We start from the raw sequence: 22,057 nt of genomic DNA on the forward strand, positions 1-22,057 counted from the left end.
CCGCCGGCCGCCCCCGCAACGACCCGCAAACGACCCTGCCCTGGGTCCGGTGACGATGGTCACCCCGTCGTCCCGGGTGACTCAGTCGGCGTCGAATTCGCCTACGTAGCAGAGGACTTGTTCGAGTTCCTCGACACTGATGAGGCGGCTGCGCGGGCGCAGCATCCCCGCGATGCCGTATGCGCCCAGTTCGCGGCAGCGCCGCACCAGCCAGTCCCAGTCGAGGTCGAGATGGTCGGCGAGGGAACGAAGGCGCTCCTCGGAGGTGTCACCACTGGTGACGCTCTGCCTGCGAGCATGGTCGACCACTTGGGCGTAGGCGCTGACATCGGTGAAGCTGTCCGTGGTGTCTACATGCCAAATCCCGCTGGAGTCCGACCAACTGGCGGATATCACTCGGCGCCCGGGAACCAGCACGAAGCCGTCGATCCGCTCGTACCGCGGCTCCACGCACACCCAGGTGGTCTGACCACCCCGTTCCATCATGGCCACCGTCAGCCAGATCAGTATCCGCTCGTAGGGCTGACTTGCCCGGGAATTGTCCTCAGGGATGCAGAACACCCGCTCGGGGGCGGGATCCCCGTCGGCGAGACGTTCCCTGAGGGCCAGGCGAAATTGCGGCCAGGAGGCGAAGAACAGCCAGACCGCAGCCTCCTCGCCGGTACGTACTGGGGTCCAGAAGACCGGCGCGCGGGTGTCCTCGTCCAGTCGCCGGATGATGTGCTCGGCACAGAAGTACATACCGAGCCACACGCTGCCGACATTCGTGAGCTCCGGTATGGCAGCGCGGGCAACCGCCGAGCGCCGCTGCGCCCACAAGGGTTCCAGCATCTGCTGTTCGGCGTGCAGCGCATGGTCGTCGGCCGACAGGCTGTCGTCGAGATTCAGCATCGCCCACAGCAGTCCGTACGTGAGGTCATCGATCTCGTACGGTGTCGAAATGGGCAGCGTCTCGACCGTGACCGCCAGTTGCCGCCGAGCGTGCGCGGCGTCCAAGGCGTACAGGCCGTCGTCCCCGAGGGCACCGAGAACCAGCGCCCGGCGGGTGGCCCGGGTGAATGCCTGGATGTGAGGGTGGTGATGGGGCCCGATGACGACTCGGCCGTCCTGCTCCGTGGCCTCGTATATCTGGACAGCGACGGACGTACCGTCGAAGAACCGCTGACCCTCCAGGTGCCACACGCCTTCCATGCCCGGAACCCGGCCCATCGGGTTCAGGTGGGACGTGTCGAACCTGGCATTCAGGAACCGCGCGACATCTCGCGCGGTACTGGGTGCGATCTCCGGAAGTACGACACCGCGCTCCGCCGCGGTCCTCAGCAGCGTCTCCACGTCAACCCCGAGCATGAATTCGAGGACGGCGGCGGCGTCACTTCGCGGGGTCTGGTCACCGGAGAGCCAGCGCTTCCACGTGGCCTGCGAGGCCGTCACCGTCGCCAGGTCCGGCCGGTTCAGCTTCACGGCGGCCTGCCGGGCGGACCGGGTGAACTCTTCTTCGAACGTCGCGAAGTGGCCGCAGCCCCGCTCCGTGAGCAAAACCCGCAACAGCGTCCGGGGGCGCATCGAATTCCCAATCTCTGGCTCGCTGATGGAACAGTCCGAGTCCGTCGTCGCCCCTGGTAACGGGTCCGCTGCGGGGCACGCCGGAGCAGGCACGGCCCGAACAGCGGAGATCAACTTCGGCATGCCGAGCATTATGCATACACGCCGTCAAATCCTGGCCACAGGTTCGGAGATTGATACGCTCGGCGTCTCGCCTGGCCTCAGCACGATGCGAACAGAGCACGGGCGGCATCACGATCCGCCGGCACCGCCTACTTGCCGGCCGGCGTCCTGGCGATGGCCACGTCCTTGCGCACCACCCGCACATCCGGGGTCACCCTCGCGCCGGCGGTGCTCATTCGGGGGTGTACGGGTGGCCGTCTCCCGTGTTGCTCGAGGTTACGTCGACGGTTCGGGTGGTGCCGTTGCTGGAGATTTCGATGATGGGGATGGCCTTGTCCTTGGGGCTGCCGTTGTTCCGCAGTGAGATCCAGCCGCTGGCTCCGGGGACCGCGTTGGTGTCGTTGAGCGTGGTCAGCATCTGCAGGACGGCATCGCGCTTGATCTCTTGGTGGGAGTTCTCCAGGGGCACGGCTTTACGGATCGTCGTGACGGCGGTGAGGACGGCGTCGTAACCCATGATGGCCTGGCCGTCGTCGAGACTGTCGTCCTTGAAAGTGGTGGTGAAGGTACCGCCCGGCCGGAAGGGGACGATGGCGTTCTTGTCGTAGTACTGCGGGGCCTTGGTCCAGGCTCCGGGGTGGGCGAGACCGGTGAAGAGAAGCTTGATGTTCCCGTTCCGCAGTGCCTGCTTGACATCGTTGAAGCCGGCCGCCTGCGCGGCCTGTGACACATCGTCACCTGACAGGACGGTGATCTGCTCGGACTTGCACTGGCGGTTGGCGAGCGGCGCGAGGAAGTCCGGCAGATCGCGGCCCCGGCCGGCGAAGTAGACGACACCGGGGCGTTTCAGGCAGAGATTGGGCATCTGGTTGTTGAAATAGGTGGCGAGCTGGGACTTGGAGGAGTCGTACTGCATCGGTTCCGGAGCCGCGAGCCGGTCCTTCGGGAGCTCGGCGCCGAACCTGGAGCCGAGTGTCTTGGTGTAGAGGTCCTGCGCGTTGGCGTCCTGGACGATGAGGACCTGGTCCTTGGCGTGTTCCTTGGACTTGAGGAATTGCACGGCGGCTGCCGCCTCATCGGCGTTCGGTGCCGCGACCCGCACCAGCCCACCGGTCTTCTCCAGCTCGTCGGCGGTGATGACGGAGCCGAAGGCCGCGATGTCCAGCTTGCTCAGCTTGGAGATCATCGCATTGGTGCCGGTGAGGCTGGTGCCGAGGCCGGCGGCCGCGACGATCCGGTCGGTGCCCCGGCGCGCCTTGATCTGGCTGAGGGTGTAGTCGCGCTGCGCCTCCTCGTTCCCCACGTCGCCGAGCAGCAGCCTGATCCGGGGAGTGTGGCCGTGGCCGCGGTGATGATTCACCTCGTACTGTGCGGTGTACGCGCCCTCGAGCTCATGGCGTACGGATTCGGGGGTGTTGCTGTCCCCTCTGCCCGGTGCCATGCCCAGGAGATACACGATGCTGACGTACGGCGTGCCGTCCGGCTCGGCGGCCTCGCGGGTGACCCGCTGATTCTCCTTCTCGATGCTGCGGGACACATCGCGCAGGTCCTTGGTGAACGGATAGCTGCCGTCGGTGAGCCCCACACAGCGTGTTCCGCCGGCCACCTCGACCTTCTTCACGCCCTCGGCGCAGTCGGTGGACTCGGGCCGCAGGAGGAAGGTGAGACCACCGCCGACGAGGAGCAGCGCGACGATACCTGCGGCGATGTACCGCCACCGCGGAACGGGGGGATTGTCATCGGGACGGTCCTGTGCGTGCAGCGTCGCCATTGTGCTGTCGTCTCCTGTCGGCCGGTGGACGCGGCCGTGGCCGCGGTGCGTACCTCGGTCATGGCCGCGGTTCGTACCTCTCGGCCTCTCTGAGGAGGCCGGCGGCACCGCTGTGGGGCAGAGCGGCGAGTGTGTGGAACATTGCTGCGATCGTGGAGTTGAGCTCGGGCGTGGAGTTGGCCACTCGGTTACGGGGATCGGCAGCCAGCCACAGGGCGGTCACGAGCATGGTGAGCGCCCAGTGCTCTTCGAGGGCCCCGGGCGCCAGCCGGGCGGCGAGCTCGCGGACCCGGTCGGAGGGCGACGGGTCCCGTTCCCCGCGTTGCCGGGGAGCCACGGGGAGCAGCATGGGTGCCGCGGTGATGGCGTACAGCTCGTACAGCCATTGATCGGTGCCGGGAAGCTCCGTGAACTGTCCGGCGAGGTGGGCGACGACCTGGTTGAGGTCGTTGAGGGCGAGGGAGTGGTAGAGGGCATCGAGGCGGTGGTGCTGGGTCTGCTGTTCACGCCGGTGCCAGTCCCGCAGGGCCGTGTGGGCGGCGACCCAGCCCGTCGATCCGTCGGGCTCGTGCTGAGCCAATGCCTGGAGCAGCACGAGCCGCAGCCACGGATGGAGTACGCCCGTCGGCTTGTTCTCCTCCGGGTCCCGGCAGTGCTCCAGATAGCCGCTGCCCTGGCCACCTCGTGTGTTGGCGTCCTCGGGGACCGGGGGGATCAGCCAGAGCCGGGCGTCGATGTCCCTGCGCAGGGTGTCCTTGGTGAGCTGGTCGTACTCCTCCAGGATGCCGGCGTCGACGGCGGATTCGAATGCGCGCGCGGCGGAGCAGACCACGAGCGCGGCGCGCTGCCCCTCGGACAGATCGCGCAGGAGGTACTGGCGGGCAGCCTCGTCCAGAGTCATGGGCTCCCCCACGGCCGCCGGGTCCTCCGAATCCGTGGGCGCGTCCGGCGGGCCCGGAAGCGGCGGGGCGTGGTCGAGAATGTGGCGCAGCTCGGCCGCACCGCCGCTGCGCTCGACCACGATCGCGTACGTCGCGTCGAGAAGGACCCGCGCGCTCCAGGGGTGCCCGTAGGAGAGGCGGTGGATCAAGGGTGTCGCGCGGACCACGGTGGACGCCGCCTGCTCGGCCAGCGTGGCGACCTCGGGTTCGGTGAGGTCGCGCAGTTGAACCGGGTACCAGTGCCACTTGGTGGTGGACGCGGGGCGCGGAATGCTGTCCTGCCAGTCCGTGTACGAAGCCTGCTCAGGGGTGCGGATGCGCAGCTCGGCCGGGAAGTCCCGGGCGTAGGGGCCGGGCACACTGCGGGCGTTGGCCGCGGTCGCGACGACGAGCAGCGGGTCGTTTGCCCGGTCCGATGACGCGTTCACTTCTCGGATGCGTACCAGGAGGTCGAGGAACTTCCGCCCCTGCGGCGCATCGATGTTGTCCAGCAGCACGACGCACTCCTTGTCGCGCGGATGCCGGGCGTAGTGATCGCGCAGGTCTTCCAGGAAGGCCCCGCACAGCAGCCGGTCCACCTCCTCGACGTCCGCCGCCGCCTCGCTCCCGGCCAGCTCGTTCAGCTTCATGAGGGCATCGACCGGCCGGTTCGGGCTGTCGGCGTACCAGGTCAGCCCGGTACGCCACATCACGCTCACGGGGAGCCTCGGCAGACCGAACTGGACGAGTTTCAGTACGAGATTGAGGCCGGGTAGCTGCACCACGTTGAGGTCCTGCAGGAGAGCGACTCCCTCGATGACCCCGTTGGTCCTCTCGTACGCCTCCGTGTTCTCCTTCGCCTGGCGCAGTGCCTGCTTGAGCTCGGCCCGTACGCGCCGTGCGTCCGCGCTGTCGATGGTGAGACCGGCGCGCACCACGAGCAGTCCGAGAGCCAGCCGGGGGAAGTGGACCGCCGGCTGCCTGGGCAAACGGTAGGACAGGCCAAGAGCGAGCCGGGCCGCGACTTCGTGCGGTCTCTTGGGCACGGCCGAGGCGAAGTCGTAGAAGGCGTTGGGTCTGTTCGATGCCAGATATCCGAGCCATCTGAGCGTGGTGGTTTTGCCGCTGCCCCGTCTGCCGAGCAGCGTGATGACAGGAAGCTCTCGGTCGCCCTGCCCGCGTGTCCGGCACTCGTTGAACAGACGGACGATGTCCTTGACGCCCTGCGGACGTTCCGTCGGCATGGCCAATCTGTCACCCTCCCCCGTTGTGCCGTGTACCTGCTGTCTGCCTTTCCGCTCTGTGCCCTACGTCCTTTACCCTCCTCCGCCCTCCGTCAATTCCGCCCCCCGCCAGGGCGCTCCTGCCATGCTGCCGCGAAGTCGTGTGCAATGAAGGGCAATTGATGCTCTTGTAACCAATGACGCGCACGGTGCGACGCCGGGGCCCGACCCACGCATCCGCCGCCGATGATCGCGAGCAGCAGTAGTACGACGCCGATGACGCTGGTCTCGATGACGCGTCCGGGGCGCAGGTACCGCAGGTAGAAGCCCATGAACACGGCGATCGGGGCAAGGAGGATGATCATGATCGCGAGCGCGGCGATCAGCGCCGCGACACCGCCCACCTTGCCGATCTCGTCCCGCGCCATCTGCCCGAGGCTCTTGCCGTCCCGGCGCATGGCGCCATTGAGGCCGCACCGATGCCGTCCGGCCCGTCCGGCAGCACCAACGTACAGGCAGGCGTTCGGCAGCTTCCTCGACCGGGGAGCGGACACCTCGTAGGTTTCGGGGATGGACATCCGGCAGTTGGAGTATTTCCTCGCAGTCGTCGACAACGGCGGGGTGAATCGGGCCGCGGCCGCGCTGCACGTTGCTCAGCCGTCGCTCTCGCAGTCCGTCAGGAAGCTGGAGAAGGATCTGCGGACCGAGTTGTTTCATCGGGTGGGCAGGGGACTCGTACTGGCCCCTGCTGGTGAGGCTCTGGTCGGGCCGGCTCGGCAGATTCTGCGGGATGTGGACGCGGCGCGTCAGGCGGTGCGTGAGGTGCGGGATGTGGAGCGCGGCCGGATCGACATCGCGGCGTTGTCGGACATCTCGACGGATCCACTGTCGGTGTGGGTGGCGAACTTCCGGGTGAAGAACCCGAACGTCAGTCTGCGTGTCGAGGAGCGCGACCACCTCTCCGACGTCCTTGAGCTGGTCAAGTCCGGTGCCTGCGAGCTCGGTGTGACGATGCTGCCCGTACCGCGCGGCGACGGGCTGCTCGCGGACGAGTTGCTGGTAGCGCAGAAGTTCGTACTGCTGCTCCCGCCCGGCACGCAGTCCGAGCTGCCCGAGACCGTCCCGCTCGGGTCGATGACGGGCATCCCGCTGGTGATGGGGGAACGCAACACCACGACTCGGGACTACGTCGAGGCCATGCTGCGCGAGAGCGGAGTGGAACCGAGGGTGGCGGTCGAGGTGCCGCAGCGGGGGGCCGTGGTGCCCATGGTGCTCTCCGGTGCCGGCGCGGCGATCGTGTCCCTGCGGGTCGCGCTCGAAGCCCGCCAGCGGGGGGCGGTGGTGCGCGCGATCGAGCCGCAGCTCCAGAGACGGATCGGTGTGGTGCACCGGTCCGGGAGGCTGACCGCCGCGGCCTCGGCGTTCCTCGAGGGGACCCGGGCCGACCTCGCGTCCTGGAACCGGGCAGTCGAACGGCGTATGGCATCGGGGCTGAGCCTGATCGAGGCCGCGGGGCAGGCCATGTCCGCGATGGAGAAGCGCCAGCTCGACACGTTCAGGGCGCGGTCGCCGATCGCGTGTGAGTGAGGAGAGCCGGAGCGGTCTCGATTGATAGGTGATTGCAGTCAGTCCGGCCGGATACTGGTCTTGGACGCTGCCGGTCGTCGCGGCGTTTGATGTGGCGCAGGTCATCACACGGACAAGTACGTGATCGACCCCCACTCACCGGAGGCGCCGATGTCAGCACAGGTCTCATGCTCGATCGTCCGCGGGGTCGCGACGGTGACCCTCGACAACCCCGGGCGTCGGAACGCCGTCTCGGTCCGGCTGTTTCGTGATCTTGAGGACGTCCTCGGGGCGCTCGAAGCAGACCGCGAGGTACGGGTCGTCGTGCTGACCGGCTCCGGGTCGAGTTTCTGCGTCGGCGCCGATCTCGCCGCTCCGCCGGAGCTTCGGACGCTCCGGGGGGACTCGATCGAGGGGGATACGGCGCGGCTGCGCGCGGCCAGCCGTGTGGCGCAGCGTCTTCACCTGATGCCCCAGCCCACCGTGGCCGCGGTCAACGGCGCCTGCGCGGGGGCGGGACTGTCGCTGGCGCTTGCGACCGACCTCCGGATCGCTTCCGACACCGCGGTCTTCAATACCGCGTTCCTGGGTGCGGGCCTGCCCGGCGACCTCGGCGGAATCTGGTTCCTCACGCGGCTGCTCGGCGCCGCGCGAGCCCGCGAGCTGTTCTTGATGCCCGGGAAGTTCGACGCGCACCTGGCGGCCGAGCTCGGACTGGTGACCGAGGTCTCCACCGCCGACGGGTTCGGCGAGCTGACGGACCGGATCACCACCCGCCTCGCATCGGCCGCTCCGCTCACGGTCAAGGCCATGAAGCAGAACCTGCTCGCCGCACCGACCATGCCGCTGACCGATTATCTCGGGGGCGAGGTCGACCGTATGGTCCGCTGCTTCCACACCGAGGACGCCCGCGAGGCGGCGGCCGCATTCCTGGAGCGCCGCGAGCCCGTGTTCGCCGGTCGCTGAGCCGTTACGCACGCGGTCGGCGCCCTTTCCGTACGCGGCGTCGGCCCGATACGCAACGCGTCGGTGCCCCCTCCGTATGCGGGTGCCCCCTCCGTATGCGGTCGCCGCCCCCTTCCCGTACGCCGGTCGACCCTCCCGTACGCAGGTCGCTCCCTTCCTCCGCCGACCGGTGAACCCCCTCCATTCGCCGCGCGCCCCTCACCGCGCACCGAAACCGTTTGGACACCACGATGACTCCAACGGCACCCGCTTCGCCCCCGCAGCCGCTGACAGCCAGGCCCGCCGTGAGCCGTCGGGCCTGGACCATCACCCTCCTGCTGCTCGCCTTCATGCTGCTCAACTTCGCGGACAAGGCCGTGCTCGGCTTCGCGGGCGTGCAGATCATCCAGGACCTGGGCATCAGGCCCCAGGAGTTCGGCCTGGTCCAGAGTGCCTTTTTCTGGCTGTTCGCCGCCGGAGCGGTACTGGTCAGCGCGCTCACCACCCGGATCAACGTGCGATGGCTGATCGCGGCGCTCATGGTGATCTGGGTCCTGACCATGGTCCCGCTGCTCTGGCAGGTCAGCTTCGCCGTGCTCCTCCTGTGCCGGATCGTGCTCGGCTTCGCCGAGGGGCCGGCGTACGCGCTGGCGACCCACATCGTGCATGCCTGGTTCCCGCCGGAGAAGCGCGGGCTGCCGGCGAGCATCGTCACCTCCGGGGCGTCGATCGGCCCGCTGATCGCGGCGCCGGTGCTGACCTGGGTGATCGTCACCTGGTCCTGGCACGCCGCCTTCGGGGTGCTCATCCTCGCCGGCACGCTCTGGCTGGTGGCCTGGCTGACCCTGAGCAAGGACGCCCCGGAACAGCAGCCGACCGGGTCCGTCGTCGGCGCCTCCGAGACCGCGGCGGAGCCGCCGGCGCGGGCGCCCCTCCGTGTCCTGCTCACCACCGGCACGGTGGCCGGCATCGGCTTCCTGACATTCTTCGCCTACTGGTCGACCACGCTCAAGGTCTCCTGGCTGCCGCTCTACCTGAGCCAGGGGCTCGGCTACGACGCGATCACCGCCGGCCGGCTCATCACCGTCCCGTACGCGGTCGCCGCGGCGGCCGCCATCGGCGCGGGACTGCTGTCGAACCGCCTGACCGCGCGAGGAGTGTCGAAGCGTGTCACGCGTGGCTACCTGGCCGGGGGGCTGGTCGTCGCCTCCGGACTGTCGATGTACCTGTTCACGACGATCGACCGGGGACCGCTCCAGATGGTCTTCGTGACGGTCGCCTTCTCGATGAACTCGGCAGCCTACGCGGTCGCGTTCACGGCGATCGGGGACGTGGTCCACCCGAAGCAGCGGGGCACGATCCTCGGCTGCCTGGTCGCCTTCTACAGCATGGCGGGCGTCCTCGCACCGTTGCTGCTCGGCCACTTCGTGGGCGGCGCCGCCGACACGGCCGCCGGGTACGGCCAGGGCTTCGCCCTGACCGGCCTGCTGATGACGGTCGGTGGAGCGCTCGCACTGCTTCTGGTCCGGCCCGAGCGTGACCTGCACAGGATCCGTAGGCGAGTGGGGAGTGCGCTGTGAACGAGATCCGTACGAGAGTGGAGAGCGCGCTGTGAACGCACCGCTGGAAGGAGTCCGGGTCGTCGACTTCGGGCAGTTCATCGCGGCCCCGGCCGCCACCCAGATCCTGGCCGACCTGGGCGCCGATGTCGTCAAGGTCGAGCCGGTCACGGGTGAGGCCGCCCGGCAGATCGGGCTGTACGGCGAGGCGATCCTGCGCACCTACAACCGCGACAAGCGGTGTGTAGCCCTCGATCTCAAGGATCCCCGCGGTCAGAAGATCGCGCACCAGCTGATCGAGGGCGCCGACATCGTCGTACAGAATCTGCGCCCCGGCGTGATGGAACGCTTCGGCCTCGGCGCCTCCGCGGTGCGGGCGGCGCACCCCGAGGTCGTCTACGCGACGGTGAGCGGATTCGGTCTGCACGGCCCGTCGAGGGACCGGCCCGGGCTCGACATCGCGGCCCAGGCCGAGAGCGGCATCATGTGGGTCACCGGAGAGGCCGACGGTGAGCCGCAGCGCGTCGGATTCCCCGTCGTCGACGCCGCCGCGGCGCACGTGCTGGCACAAGCCGTCCTCGGCGCGTACGTCCGCAGGCTGCGCTTCGGGGCGGGCGACGAGGTGGAGGTCTCGCTCCTGGAGGTCGCCGTCCACTTGCAGGGACCCAACTGGGGCGAGTACCTGCTGACCGGGAACCCGCCGGTGCGCAGCGGCAACGGTCAGCCGACCGTCGCCCCGGCCGCGGACATCATGCCGACGGCGGACGGCGCGGTCGTGGTCTCCGCCTACTCGGCGCCGCATTTCGAGAAGCTCTGCCGACTGATCGAACGGACCGATCTGCCGCTGGACGAGAGATTCGCCTCCAACCAGGCACGGGTCGCCCACCGTCCCGCGCTGCTCGCCGAGTTGCGCGCCGCCTTCGCCGGCCTGACCACCGATGAGGCGATGGACCTGCTCACCCCCAACGGTGTGGTGGCCGGCCGGATCAGCGGCTACGACGAGGTGCGCAGGAACCCCGACGTGGTGGCGAGCGGTCTCTTCCTCGACGTGGCGGGCGCCGACGGCGCGCAGCAGACCACACTCGGCTCGCCGTGGCGTCTGGGCAGCGTCACCGAGAGCCGCGGCAAGGGTGCTTCCGGACTCGGCCGGCACACCGCGGAGCTGCTCGGACAGCTCGGTTACACGGCGCGGGAGATCGCCGGCCTCGCTGCCGAGTCCGTCATCCACCTCGCCGATTGATCCGCCTCACCGACTGATCCACATCACCGCTGATCCACATCGCTGAGAACCGCTTCCCAGGAGACAACCATGCGCAGAGACATTTTCACCGAGGACCATCAGGCGTTCCGCGAGATCGTGCGGGAGTTCGTCGGCAAGGAGATCGTGCCGTACGTCGACGAGTGGGAGGCCGCCGGGATCGTGCCTCCTGAGCTGTTCCGGCAGACGGCCGAGATCGGCATCAACGGGCTACAGATCCCCGAGGAGTACGGCGGCGCCGGCCAGCAGACCTTCCGCTTCAACGCCGTCGTACTGGAGGAGAACGGGTACGCCGCGGCGACCCTGGGCGGGCTCCAGGTGCATCTGAGCACGGTGCTGCCGTACTTCCTCGAATTCGCGAACGACGAGCAGAAGTCGCGCTGGTTCCCGGGGTTCGCGGACGGCTCCCTGGTCAGCTCCATCGCGATGACCGAACCGGGCACCGGCTCCGACCTGGCCGGCATGGCCACCTCGGCGGTGCGCGACGGCGATACGTACCTCCTCAACGGGGCCAAGACGTTCATCACCGGCGGCATCAACGCCGACCTCATCGTTGTGGTCGCCCGCACCTCCGACGGCGGCGGCGACAGGCGCAAGGGACTGTCGCTGCTCGTCGTCGAGGCCGGCATGCCCGGATTCAGTCGCGGCCGCAACCTCGACAAGATGGGGCTCAAGGCGCAGGACACCGCGGAGCTGTACTTCGACGACGTCCGCGTGCCGGCCGCGAACCTGCTCGGCGCCGAGGGCGACGCCTTCGCCATGCTCACCGCGAACCTGCCGCAGGAACGGCTGACGATCGCCATCACCGCACAGGCGACCGCTACGGCGGCGCTGCGGATGGCCATCGACTACGTCAAGCAGCGCAAGGCGTTCGGGAAGCGCGTCGCGGATTTCCAGAACACCAAATTCGTGCTCGCCGAGTGTGCCACCGAGCTCGAAGCCGGCCAGGCACTCGTCGACCGCGCGATCGCCGAGCTCGATGCCGGTACGCTCACCCCCGCCGATGCCGCGAAGGTCAAACTGTTCTGCACCGAGATGCAGGCCCGGGTCATCGACAAGTGCCTCCAACTGCACGGCGGTTACGGCTACATGCGTGAGTACCCGATCGCCCGGCTCTACACCGACGCTCGCGTGTCCCGCATCTTCGGCGGCACCAGCGAGGTCATGAAGAGCGTCGTCTCCAAGTCCCTGGACCTGCGATGATCCACGAATCCATACGCGACATGGAGTTCGACGACTACCTCGCACTGATCCGGGACTTCACCGACAACGAGCTGATCGCACGCGAACCGGAGATGGTCCGCGCGGGTGCCGTGCCCGACGACCTGGTCCGCCGGATGGCGGAGGCCGGGCTGTTCGGGATCACCCTGCCGACCCGGCACGGCGGACTCGGGTGGTCCGTCGAACAGCAGGCCCTGCTGACGATGGAGTTCACCCGCGCTTCGGTCGTGTACCGGTCCCGCTTCTCGACCACCATCGGGCTGGCCTCGCAGGCACTGCTGGACCACGGCACCGAGCAGCAGCGGGAGCGGTACCTGTCCGCGATGGCGGCGGGCGAGTGCGTCGCGGCGTTCGCGCTGACCGAGCCCGAGGCGGGCAGCGACGCCTCGGCGCTGTCCACCACCGCCCGCCGCACCACCGACGGATATGTCCTCGACGGACACAAGCGTTTCATCACCAACGCGGCCTGGGCGGACGTGCTGCTGGTCTTCGCCCGTACCGATCCCGACGACGCCGCCCTCTCCGCGTTCTTCGTCGACCGTACCGCCGACGGTGTGACGGTCCGGCTGCCCGAGCGGATGAACGGCCACGCCGAGGGCCCGGTGGCCGAGATCGAACTCTCGGGCGTCCGCGTCGGCCCGGAGACTCTGCTCGGCGGTGTGGAGGGCAGGGGGCTGCGCCAGGCGTTGCGCGGGATCAATCACGCCCGTACGCACGTCGCGGCCACCGCGGTCGGGCAGGCGACCCGCATCCTCGCGGAGGCGACCGGCCACGCCACCGACCGGGAGCAGTTCGGCCGTCCGGTCGCCGAATTCGGCGCCGTTCAGGCCATGCTGGGGCGCAGCTACGCCGAACTGGAGGCCGGGCGCGCGCTGGTACTCGACTGTGCCCGCGAGTTCGACGCCGGTTTCCCACCGCGCGAGCGGATCTCGGCCGCCAAGCTGTACTGCACCGAGATGGCCTCGGAGGTTGCCGACCGCGCGGTGCAGATTCTCGGTGGTGACGGCATCGTCGGCGACAACCCGGTCCCGCGGATGTGGCGCGATGTACGGGCGCTGCGCATCTACGAAGGCACGTCGCAGATCCACGAACGGAACCTGGCGCGCGCCCTGCCCACCCTGCTCGAGACGAGAAAGAGCACCTCATGAGAGACGCCGTCATCGTCGAGGCCGTGCGAACACCGGTCGGCCGACGCAAGGGAGCCCAGAGCGAGGTCCACCCGGTCAGCCTGTCCGCCTCGGTGCTGCGTGCACTGGCCGAGCGCACCGGCATCGGCACATCCGCTGTCGATGACATCATCTGAGGCTGCGTCGGTGTGCGGCCGGCTCACTCTGTGGGCAACGACTGTGTTCTCCACGAGGGACCCTGGGAGCGGCGCGGCCCCGCTGTCGTCGGGGCCGGCTCGGGGCGGAGAAGTAGCGTGCGTGGTCCGCGTTGGAGCGTTGCGGCGGGCGGCGGGTCACATGTGCGCAGCGCCCGCCTTGATCGCCTCCCGGATGCGGTGATACGTACCGCAGCGGCAGATGTTGCGGATTTCGTCGAGATCGGAGTCACCGATCTCATGACCGGCAGCCCGGGCTTGCTCGACCTTGGCCACCGCCGCCATGATCTGCCCCGGTTGGCAGTAGCCGCACTGCGCCACGTCGTACTCGAGCCATGCCTCCTGCATGGGGTGCAGGTCTGCGCCGACCGTGGCGGGCAGGCCCTCGATCGTGGTGATCTCGTCGTCCGGCTGCACGTCCTTGACCTTCACCGAGCAAGGGTTGAATGCCTTGCCGTTGACGTGGGACGTGCATGCCTTGCAGACGTTGATGCCACAGCCGTACTTCGGTCCGGTGACGCCCAGTACGTCACGCAGGACCCACAACAGCCGAACGCTGTCATCGACGTCGACGGTGACGCGCTTGCCGTTGAGGATGAAGGTGTGCGTGCTCATGGTGCGCTCCTCAGTAGGTGTGGCTCAGACCGTCGGACGGCGACTCGGGAACCGGTGGGATGAAGGGCTTGACCTCGAAGGACAGCGTGTCGTGGTTGATCGGGAAGCGGGTGGGCACGGTGCCGGTCGCACGGGCGTAGGCGCACGCGACCGCGGCCACGGATGCGGCCACGCCGGCTTCCCCCGCACCGCCGGGTTGCTCGGAGTCGGAGGGCATCACAACGCACTCGAAGTCCAAGGGGACGTTCCATTGCCGGGTGTAGAAGTAGTTGTCCCAGCTCGCTTCCAGGAAGTGCCCGTCGCGCAGGTGCAGGCTGCTGGTGAGGGCGAGCGCGATCCCGTCCGAGACGCCACCCAGCATCTGAGCCTCAAGGCCCTCGGGGTTGACCACCAGTCCGGCGTCCACGGCGATCACCGCCTTGGTCACCCGGGGCCCGGTGACCGCGTTGTGGATTTTCCGGTTCACGGTCTCGGGCCGGCAGTCGATCTCGACGAGCACCGCGGTCGCGCCCTTGTACTCGCTGTGGACCGCGATGCCCTGTGCCATCCCGGCGGGCATCGGCCTGCCCCACCTGCCCACATCGGCAACCTTCCGGAGCGCCGCCTTGACCCGGTCGTTCTTGAGGAAGGCGAGGCGGAACGCCAGCGGATCCCTGCCCATCTTCCGGGCGAGCTGGTCGATGACCAGTTCATTGGCACACGCCACATCCGGCGAGTAGATGTTGCGCATGCTCCCGGTGTTGAAACGCGCGTCGGTCTCGCTGAGCAACTGGGTGACGACGCCGAAGTTGTAGGGAAGTTCCTGGGTCAGGGTGAAGATGGTCTCGGAGAACCCCAGCCCGCCGAGCCCGGTGGGCAGCTTGTCGGCCGTCGACGTGATCATCTCGCCGAGTCCGTGGGCGAAGTCGGTGACGATACTGGTGTGCCGCTGTTCAAAGGTCAGCACCTCCCCCGCCAGGTACGCGGCCCGGATCCGCGATGTCGCCATGGGGTGCACCCGCCCCTGCCGGGGCTCGTCGGCGCGATGCCACATCAGCTTGACCGGCTTGCCCATCGCCTTGGATATCTTGGCGGCCTCGATGGCGGCATCACCGAAGAGCTTGTGTCCGAACGACCCGCCGCCGGTGATGACATTGACGGTCACCGCGCTCTGCGGCAGTCCGAGGCTCTTGGCGATGTCACCCTGCGCGACGATCGGCGACTTGAGCCCCGCCCACACCGTCGCACGGTCGGACCTGACATCGGCAATCGCGCAGTTCGGCTCCAGCGCAGCGCTGCTGCGGAACATGAAGGTGAAGTCCGCTTCCACCGTCTCCGCCAGAGCCGGGATCTTCGGGACCGCCAACGGCAGCTCGGCCTTCCGCAGCCGGGCCAGGATCGTCTCGTCGGACTCGCCCTCCACCGGGCCCGGGGCCCAGTCCACGTCGAGCGCGCGCACCGCGTCGATGCACTGCCCGAACGTCTTCGCGCGTACGGCGACTCCGGTGTCGACCATCGCCACATCCGTAACGCCCGGCATTGCCAGAACCGTTACTCTGTTGCGGACCGACTCCGGCGATCCGTTGAGCGTCGGTGGACGGCAGACCATGGTCGGCAGCGCGTCCGGCACCTGAAGGTCCATCGCGAACTTCTTCTGCCCGGTGACCGCAAGCCGGGCGTCGTCCCGCCCGTGGGGCTTGCCGATCACCGCGAAGCTCGATGCGGGCTTCAGCTCGGCCTCCACCGCCTTAACGGTGCGGCTGGCGGCCTTGGTGGCCAGCGAGCCATAGGACAGTGACGACCCGTCGGGTGCGTAGATCACGCCGCCCTTGGACTTGAGCAGTGCCACCGCCGAGCCGAGCTCGATCGCCGCGGCTTCCAGCAGCGACTCTCTGGCGATCGCCGCGGCGACCCGTACCGGGGTGAAGGTCGAGACCGTGCTGTTCGACCCGCCGGTGAGCTGGTTGAACACCAGCTCGGGGCGGGCCGGTGCCAAGGTCACGTGCACCTTGTCGACCGGCAGGTCGAGTTCCTCGGCGATGATCATCGCTGTCGAGGTGGTGATTCCCTGGCCGACTTCCATCCGCGGCAGCTCGAACGATGCGGTGCCGTCCTCGTTGAGCACGATCTTGATCAGCGCGGACGTGGGGCGCGCTGCGTCGGTCTGCAGATCCTCCAGGTCGTACAGTTCCGGGATCTGGGGCGCTGAGGGCACAGCGGCGTGGGCGGGCGTGCCCAGCCGGAGGTCGGCGGCCACGGCAAGCGTGGCTCCGGCCAGCACATAGCCGATGAACGCGCGGCGTCCGATCGGCGCGCGCTCGGCGTCTCCAGTGGTGCGGCCACCCCTGGCAGGGACGTCGGTCATCGGGTATTCCTTTCTGATCCCAGTCGTCCGCCTGATCCCAGTCGTCCGTCCGCAGGGCGAGACCGGTGGGCGGATGATTCCCGGTTACAGGCGCGGCGGGAAGCGCGCGGGGCACCATCAGGCATCGGCCCCTGTCGGTGGGCGGGTCGTCGGCTCACCATAGGCGAGCGGATCAGAGACTAGATCCGCATACAGTCCTGGTCTTTGGGCCGAGCACCAGCGAAGCGGGCAGCGGATTGTGCGCGGACACAACCGAATCCGGGTGCTCGACCGACTGATCTGCGAGAGCCTCGTCAGCCGGTCATCCCAGGGCCTGCGCCGAGTCGCGTGGCCTGCAGGGCGACGTAGAGCTCTGCGGAGGAGTCCGCAGAGCCGGTTCGCCGTCCGGTCAGTTCGGTAATCCTGTTGAGCCGGTACAGGACGGTGTTGCGGTGGCAGTGCAGGTGCTCGGCGGCGCGTGTGGTCGAGCCACCGGTGGCGAACCAGACGTCCAAGGTGTCCAGCAGGACGTCTCGATCCGCCGTCGGCAGGGTGAGCAGCGGCCCGAAGACCGTATGGGCCACCTCCGCGGCGACGTCGGGTGAGGCCGCCGCGAGCAAGGCAATCGGTGAGCTGCCGTAGACGTGGGTCCCGGAGGTCTCGGGCGGCAGGCACTGGGCGGCCAGTTGGGCCTCGCGCCGAGCGTTCGGCACGTCCATGGGGGACGTGAAGGACCGGCTGATGCCGATGCGGGAGAGCGCGATGCCATCGAGTCGCTCCTCCACCGCCTCGGCCATGTGCTCGTTCGCCAGGGCGAGGAGGCCGAGCAGGCTGCCTGCCCGGTGTATCCACTCGGAGTTGATGTCGCTCGCCTGCAGATGTCCCTCGACCGCGGGCAGGGGGTCGGCCCCGTCGTTGATCTCGGCGTACACCACCCGGAAGGGGCCTTTGCCATCCAGCCGCAGGACGCGCATGAACTCCCAGGCGCTGGAGCTGTTCCCTGCCGTGCCGTCGAGCAGCGTGGTGAGCATGACGCTGCGTGCGGCAGCGTCGCGGCGTGCCTGTTCCTCGAGCGCGGTGCGATATGCATCGGCGGCGGCGCTGGAGCACTCGTCGATGATCGCCCAGATGTCCGAGGCCCTGTGCAGCAGCCAGGTAGTGCTGTCCTCGTCGAGAGCCATTGCCAGCAGCCGGTCCCAGATGAACCGCCCGGCAAGGCGGAAGGCATGCAGCAGGGCTGCCACGGGGATGCCTTGTTCGGCCTTCAGCCGGCCTGCCGCCCGCGGGGCGTCCATGTTGGTGGGCACACCCCCGTTGCGCACGGCCGTCAGCAGCGTGCACAAATTGTCATGCACTGCCGTGCGCAGCTGCTCGTGGCTCAGCAACGTGCTCTCCGCGTACGAGTGCTCACCGCTGAGTATCTCGGCAGTCAGGTCGTCGGTCAGCGAATTCACCGAGCTCAGGAGCCGGTCGACCAGATGGGTCATGCACGCGTCAGAGTCGAGCAGCGTGGTCATGCGGCGATGATAGACCTCTCGTTTGTGCACGGGCACAAAGCGTGCGGCACCTGCGGGCATCCGGCCGGCCATCGCCGAACGCGGCCCACCGCACGGCACCGGACCGGACCCCTTCCGTTGGGTCGTGCAGCGCACCAGGAGCGCACCATCTCCCGGCTCCACAGTCTCGACTCCGCCCATGTCAGGGCCAGAAGAGGGGGGCGAACGCACAGGCGCGAGCCCCGTGGATCGCGAGCAACCCGGGTTCCAAGATGCACATCCTGGGACTGCCGAGGTCTGCTTTGGCACTCACGACGGGCTGTGGGCGGGCGCGGCAGGTGCCTGGCCAGGGCGAGTCGTTGAGTGGCCTTGCAGACCGAGGCAGGCTGGTGGCCGCACGGGGCCGGACTCATGCATCAGGCGCGCAGCCGCGCCGAGGGCCCCTGACGGGACCGAATCCGGCCGATCGCAGCAAGCCGGGCTCGAAAGTCTGATTGAGCCCCGGGCCGGGCGGAGCGGACCGTACCGATGCGGCTCCGGAGGCCGTCGGCGCGCGTCAGCTTCCGGAGGATGCGCGGGTCAGCAGCCGGTGGGGCGAGACCACCCGGCGGGGTGCCACCTGCGCCATCCGGCCATAGACGCGGTCCGCCAGCAACTGGAGGGCCGTGGTCGCGATGTGGTGCTTGTCGGGGGCGACGGTGGTCAGGGCCGGAGTGGCGTAGCGGCCGTCCTCGACGTTGTCGAAGCCTGCCACGGCCACGTCCTCGGGCACCCGCAGACCGCGCGCCAGGATGGCGTGGACGGCGCCGAGGGCGAGTTCGTCGGTGAAGCAGAAAACGGCGTCGGGGTGGTGCGGGCCCGCCAGGAGGAGTTCCATGGCGCGCTGCCCCTCCGCCCGGTGCAAGGACTCCACCGCCACCTCCCACTCTCGGCGCGTCGGCAGGCCCGCGTCGGAGAGTGCCTGCCGGTGGCCGATGAGACGCAGCTCGGCGGTGCCGTTACGGCGGTGGGGCTGGGTGCCGATGGCCGCCGGTCGGCGTGCGCCACGGGCGATGAGATGGGCGGTGACCTCCTTCGCGGCGGCCACGTTGTCGATCGCGACGTGGTCCACGGCGTCCTGGGGGTCGAGCTCGCCCAAGGTGACCACGGGGGTGGTCCCGGCCATGGACACGATCTCGTGGGGATCCAGCATCCACGGGCTGATGATGATGCCGTCCATGGTGTGGCCGCCGGTCTTCGACAGGAGGCGCCGTTCGCGTTCCGCCAGGCCCTGGGTCTGGTCGATGAGGACGGTCCAGCCGCGCTGCTGGGCCGCCTCGACGATCAGGCCGGCCAGCTCGCCGAAATAGGGGGAGCCGATCTCCGGGATGGCCAGTCCGATCAGGCCGGTGCGGCCCTGGCGCAGCTGGCGGGCGGCGAGGTTGGGGCGGTAGTCCAGCTCCTCGATGGCCGCGAGCACGCGTTCTCGCGTGCCGGGCGCGACGGACGCGGGATTGTTGACCACGTTGGAGACCGTGCGGGGGGAGACGCCCGCCAGTGCGGCCACGTCCCTCAGCTTCGCTGCCACCTGAGTCCCTTCCCTCCCTGGCCGGGCGGCGGTACCGGTCCGGCCCCGGCCCATGATCGGATTCTCCCACGGCGGCTGCACGCCCTCGAAGAAAGTTCACTTCATCCTATTGCCACGTTGCAATCACCGTGGCAAAAGTGGAGTACTCCCTTTCACCTCCGTTGCAAAGGAGCGCGGCGTTGAACGCTTCCGCCCCCACCGACCCCACGCCCGTGGAGATCGGCACCGCCGTCCGCGAGCTGTACACCGACGGCGTCACCGCCCGTAAGGGCGCCTTCCACCCCGCCTTCGCCGACACCGTGCGAGAGGACATCGAGAATGCCTTCGAGGAAGCACGTGACCGGCCGGGCGGCGCGGTGGGCCGCGGCCCGAACCGCTACTACGTCGAGATCCACCCCGAGCAGCTGCGCGGGTTCCGGGAACTGGTGGGCCACCCCTGGGTGCGCTCGGTCTGCGAGGCGGTGCTCGGCCCGGACTACACCTTCGTCGAGCTGGGCTTCGACATACCGTTCGAGGGAGCGGTCAATCAGCCGTGGCACCGCGACTTCCCGTCGCCCGGCGAGACCCGGCACGAGCACCGTCTCACGTCCCTGGCCTTCAACCTGACGGCCGTCGACACGGCCGAGGACATGGGGCCCTTCGAGATCGCGCCCGGCACCCAGTGGGAGCACGGCAGCGACTGGAACCACGAGATGTTCCCGCCGCGTGAGGATTTCCGGCACTACCAGGCGCGCGCCGTCCGCAAGTATCCGCGCCGCGGAGACATCTCCGCTCGGTCCGCCCTGACGGTCCACCGGGGCACCATCAACCACTCGCCGCACCCCCGTCCCGTCCTGGTGCTGGGTGCCGACGCCCCTGGCGCGGGCAATGACGGCCGGCACGACATGGCCGTCACCCGGCCGTACTGGGAGACGCTGCCCGACCACCTCCGGCGGCACCTGCACTGCCGCGTCGTGGACGTCCTGGAACCGATCGTCCAGCAGCACACCATCGAGGGCCTGGTCATGGGCGACGCCTGAGCCCCGCCCGGCCGGGCGCGACCCCGGCCCGACCGGGACTCCCGTACCCCGCCCGCGTTCCTCCTGTCCCCCGCACCTCCGCGAAGGAACTCCCCGTGAACGACCCCTTGCCGGCCGACAGTGCCGTCGGCCGTCGCGCCGCCCGCACCCGGCACCCCGGACTCCTCTACGCCGTGGCCGGAATCTCCGCGCTCGGCGGCTTCCTGTTCGGTTACGACACCGGCATCATCTCCAGCGCCCTGCTCGACCTGGCCCGTGATCTCGATCTCTCCACCCGCGCACAGGAGATCGTGGTCAGCGCCATCCTCGTCGGTGCCATGGTCGGCGCCCCGGTCTCGGGGATGCTGAGCGCCCGCTACGGCCGGCGGCGCGTCATCATCGCCGTGGCCGTCGTCTTCGCCGCAGGTGCGCTCGCCTCGGCGCTCGCGACCTCCGCACTCACCCTGGGGCTGGCCAGGCTGCTGCTCGGCCTCGCGGTCGGCGCCGCGTCCAACACCGTCCCCGTCTACATCGCGGAAACCGCCCCGCCCGCCGTACGCGGCCGGCTGATGGTCCTCTTCCAGCTGATGGTGGCCATCGGACAGCTGGTCTCGTACCTGTGCGGCTACGCGCTCGCCGGTCCGGAGGGCTGGCGCTGGATGTTCGGTCTGGCCGCCCTGCCCGCCGCCGTCCTCGCGGTCGGCATGCTCCCGCTGCCCGAGAGCCCGCGCTGGCTGGTCGAACGAGGCCGCCGGAACGCCGCGGAGACGGTCCTGGCACGGCTGCGCGGCCCCGCCCACGACGTCACCGCCGAGGCGTCCGAGATCGCGGCGCTGTGCCGGGCCGGGGAGGCGGCGCCCCGCGGACTGCGCGCCACCGCACGGGCGCTCGGATCCTCCTGGGTGCGCCCGGCCCTGCTCATCGCCCTGGGCATCGCCGCGTTCTCCCAGCTCACCGGCATCAACGCGATGGTCTACTACGCTCCCACGCTGCTCTCCGACGCGGGCTTCGGCGACTCCGTGGCCCTGCTCACCGGCATCGGCATCGGCCTGATGCTCGTACTGGCCGGGGTGACGGGGGCGATCGGCGTGGACCGCTTTGGGCGGCGGCGCCTGCTGCTGTGGCTCCTCCCCGCCTCCGGGATCGCCATGGCGGTCATGGGCCTGGCGTTCCTGGCCGACGCCGGATCCCCGTTCCAGCGCTGGACAGTGGTGCTGGCGCTGTTCGCCTACATCTTCTTCAACGGCGCGAGCATGCAGGCCGTGGTGTGGCTGATCGCCCCGGAAGTCCTGCCGCTGGCCGTCCGCGGCCCGGCCACCAGCGCGGCGACGGCCACCGTCTGGGGGTTCGACCTGCTCATCGCGGTGACCGCACTGACCTCCGCCCAGACCTTCGGGCTCACGGCCACGCTGCTGGTCTATGCGGTGATGAACGGGCTGTGCTGGATCTTCGTCCTCCGGCGCGTCCCGGAGACCCGCGGCCGTTCCCTGGAGGACATCGAGCAGCAACTGCGAGCGGGCGGACTGCGGCCCGGGCGGACCGAGACCGCCCGTCCCCGGGAGACCACCGCACGATGACGGGCCGGGCGGGCCGGGCGGGCCGACTCCGG

At 69.2% G+C, this 22,057-nt stretch carries 15 protein-coding genes and 2 pseudogenes; 9 read left to right on the plus strand and 8 right to left on the minus strand.

The genetic code is table 11. The annotated features are described in order from the left end of the window. Positions 1–81 precede the first annotated feature (81 nt). The 4 genes and pseudogenes from CCS38_RS15805 to CCS38_RS15820 form a co-directional block, all read right to left on the minus strand. Positions 82–1,695 carry a hypothetical protein gene (locus CCS38_RS15805; protein WP_223733910.1) on the minus strand — a complete coding sequence of 538 codons (1,614 nt, stop codon included), beginning with the start codon at positions 1,693–1,695 and terminating at the stop codon, positions 82–84. 202 nt (positions 1,696–1,897) lie between these two features. After that, positions 1,898–3,436, minus strand: coding sequence for an ABC transporter substrate-binding protein (locus CCS38_RS15810; protein WP_223733911.1), 1,539 nt, complete (start codon positions 3,434–3,436; stop codon positions 1,898–1,900). A 58-nt stretch (positions 3,437–3,494) separates the two neighbouring features. Then, on the minus strand, positions 3,495–5,600 hold the full coding sequence (locus tag CCS38_RS15815; protein ID WP_223733912.1) for an ATP-binding cassette domain-containing protein: 2,106 nt from the start codon (positions 5,598–5,600) through the stop codon (positions 3,495–3,497). A gap of 200 nt (positions 5,601–5,800) precedes the next feature. Next, positions 5,801–6,040: pseudogene (locus CCS38_RS15820) on the minus strand (carbon starvation CstA family protein); the annotation flags it as partial. A gap of 109 nt (positions 6,041–6,149) precedes the next feature. Here CCS38_RS15820 and CCS38_RS15825 point away from each other — a divergent pair. The 7 genes and pseudogenes from CCS38_RS15825 to CCS38_RS15855 form a co-directional block, all read left to right on the plus strand. Beyond that, a complete protein-coding gene (locus CCS38_RS15825) occupies positions 6,150–7,166 on the plus strand; it encodes a LysR family transcriptional regulator (protein WP_223733913.1) in 1,017 nt (338 codons plus the stop codon). Between the two features lie 150 nt (positions 7,167–7,316). Then, positions 7,317–8,111 carry an enoyl-CoA hydratase/isomerase family protein gene (locus tag CCS38_RS15830; protein ID WP_223733914.1) on the plus strand — a complete coding sequence of 265 codons (795 nt, stop codon included), beginning with the start codon at positions 7,317–7,319 and terminating at the stop codon, positions 8,109–8,111. Between the two features lie 284 nt (positions 8,112–8,395). Then, positions 8,396–9,670 (plus strand): MFS transporter, encoded by a 1,275-nt coding sequence (locus tag CCS38_RS15835; RefSeq protein ID WP_223733915.1) that lies wholly within the window; start codon positions 8,396–8,398, stop codon positions 9,668–9,670. Positions 9,671–9,701: 31 nt separating this feature from the next. After that, positions 9,702–10,889: a CaiB/BaiF CoA transferase family protein gene (locus tag CCS38_RS15840; protein WP_223733916.1), complete on the plus strand. Its 1,188-nt coding sequence runs from the start codon at positions 9,702–9,704 to the stop codon at positions 10,887–10,889. A gap of 69 nt (positions 10,890–10,958) precedes the next feature. Further along, positions 10,959–12,110 (plus strand): acyl-CoA dehydrogenase family protein, encoded by a 1,152-nt coding sequence (locus CCS38_RS15845; RefSeq protein ID WP_223733917.1) that lies wholly within the window; start codon positions 10,959–10,961, stop codon positions 12,108–12,110. Then, complete coding sequence (locus CCS38_RS15850; RefSeq protein WP_223733918.1) at positions 12,107–13,276, plus strand: acyl-CoA dehydrogenase family protein; 1,170 nt, start codon at positions 12,107–12,109, stop codon at positions 13,274–13,276. Before CCS38_RS15845 ends, CCS38_RS15850 begins: the two co-directional genes overlap by 4 nt. After that, positions 13,273–13,428, plus strand: a pseudogene (locus CCS38_RS15855) (thiolase family protein); the annotation flags it as partial. The gene CCS38_RS15850 and the pseudogene CCS38_RS15855, both read left to right, overlap by 4 nt. A 159-nt stretch (positions 13,429–13,587) precedes the next feature. Here CCS38_RS15855 and CCS38_RS15860 read toward each other — a convergent pair. The 4 genes from CCS38_RS15860 to CCS38_RS15875 form a co-directional block, all read right to left on the minus strand. Beyond that, the gene (locus CCS38_RS15860) at positions 13,588–14,064 is read right to left on the minus strand and encodes a (2Fe-2S)-binding protein (protein ID WP_223733919.1); all 477 of its coding nucleotides are present in this window, start codon (positions 14,062–14,064) and stop codon (positions 13,588–13,590) included. A 10-nt stretch (positions 14,065–14,074) separates the two neighbouring features. Continuing rightward, positions 14,075–16,408 (minus strand): molybdopterin cofactor-binding domain-containing protein, encoded by a 2,334-nt coding sequence (locus CCS38_RS15865; protein WP_223733920.1) that lies wholly within the window; start codon positions 16,406–16,408, stop codon positions 14,075–14,077. Between the two features lie 293 nt (positions 16,409–16,701). Further along, a complete protein-coding gene (locus CCS38_RS15870) occupies positions 16,702–17,904 on the minus strand; it encodes a PucR family transcriptional regulator (protein ID WP_223733921.1) in 1,203 nt (400 codons plus the stop codon). Positions 17,905–18,439: 535 nt separating this feature from the next. After that, a complete protein-coding gene (locus CCS38_RS15875; RefSeq protein WP_223733922.1) occupies positions 18,440–19,450 on the minus strand; it encodes a LacI family DNA-binding transcriptional regulator in 1,011 nt (336 codons plus the stop codon). A gap of 179 nt (positions 19,451–19,629) precedes the next feature. Here CCS38_RS15875 and CCS38_RS15880 point away from each other — a divergent pair, with 179 nt between their 5' ends. Both CCS38_RS15880 and CCS38_RS15885 read left to right on the plus strand, forming a co-directional pair. Beyond that, positions 19,630–20,469 (plus strand): phytanoyl-CoA dioxygenase family protein, encoded by an 840-nt coding sequence (locus CCS38_RS15880; RefSeq protein ID WP_223733923.1) that lies wholly within the window; start codon positions 19,630–19,632, stop codon positions 20,467–20,469. Between the two features lie 95 nt (positions 20,470–20,564). Further along, entirely contained in the window at positions 20,565–22,025 is a 1,461-nt protein-coding gene (locus tag CCS38_RS15885; RefSeq protein WP_223733924.1) for a sugar porter family MFS transporter, read from the plus strand. Positions 22,026–22,057: the final 32 nt, after the last annotated feature.

Origin of the sequence: Streptomyces purpurogeneiscleroticus, from assembly GCF_020024005.1 — a bacterium.
Classification (GTDB): Bacteria; Actinomycetota; Actinomycetes; order Streptomycetales; family Streptomycetaceae; genus Streptomyces; species Streptomyces purpurogeneiscleroticus.

Coding starts and splice junctions, on each gene's coding strand:
- CCS38_RS15845 (WP_223733917.1), top strand. CDS start 10,959: ATGCGCAGAGACATTTTCACCGAGGACCATCAGGCGTTCCGCGAGATC.
- CCS38_RS15865 (WP_223733920.1), bottom strand. CDS start 16,408: ATGACCGACGTCCCTGCCAGGGGTGGCCGCACCACTGGAGACGCCGAG.
- CCS38_RS15860 (WP_223733919.1), bottom strand. CDS start 14,064: ATGAGCACGCACACCTTCATCCTCAACGGCAAGCGCGTCACCGTCGAC.
- CCS38_RS15815 (WP_223733912.1), bottom strand. CDS start 5,600: ATGCCGACGGAACGTCCGCAGGGCGTCAAGGACATCGTCCGTCTGTTC.
- CCS38_RS15825 (WP_223733913.1), top strand. CDS start 6,150: ATGGACATCCGGCAGTTGGAGTATTTCCTCGCAGTCGTCGACAACGGC.
- CCS38_RS15870 (WP_223733921.1), bottom strand. CDS start 17,904: ATGACCACGCTGCTCGACTCTGACGCGTGCATGACCCATCTGGTCGAC.
- CCS38_RS15805 (WP_223733910.1), bottom strand. CDS start 1,695: ATGCTCGGCATGCCGAAGTTGATCTCCGCTGTTCGGGCCGTGCCTGCT.
- CCS38_RS15810 (WP_223733911.1), bottom strand. CDS start 3,436: ATGGCGACGCTGCACGCACAGGACCGTCCCGATGACAATCCCCCCGTT.
- CCS38_RS15850 (WP_223733918.1), top strand. CDS start 12,107: ATGATCCACGAATCCATACGCGACATGGAGTTCGACGACTACCTCGCA.
- CCS38_RS15830 (WP_223733914.1), top strand. CDS start 7,317: ATGTCAGCACAGGTCTCATGCTCGATCGTCCGCGGGGTCGCGACGGTG.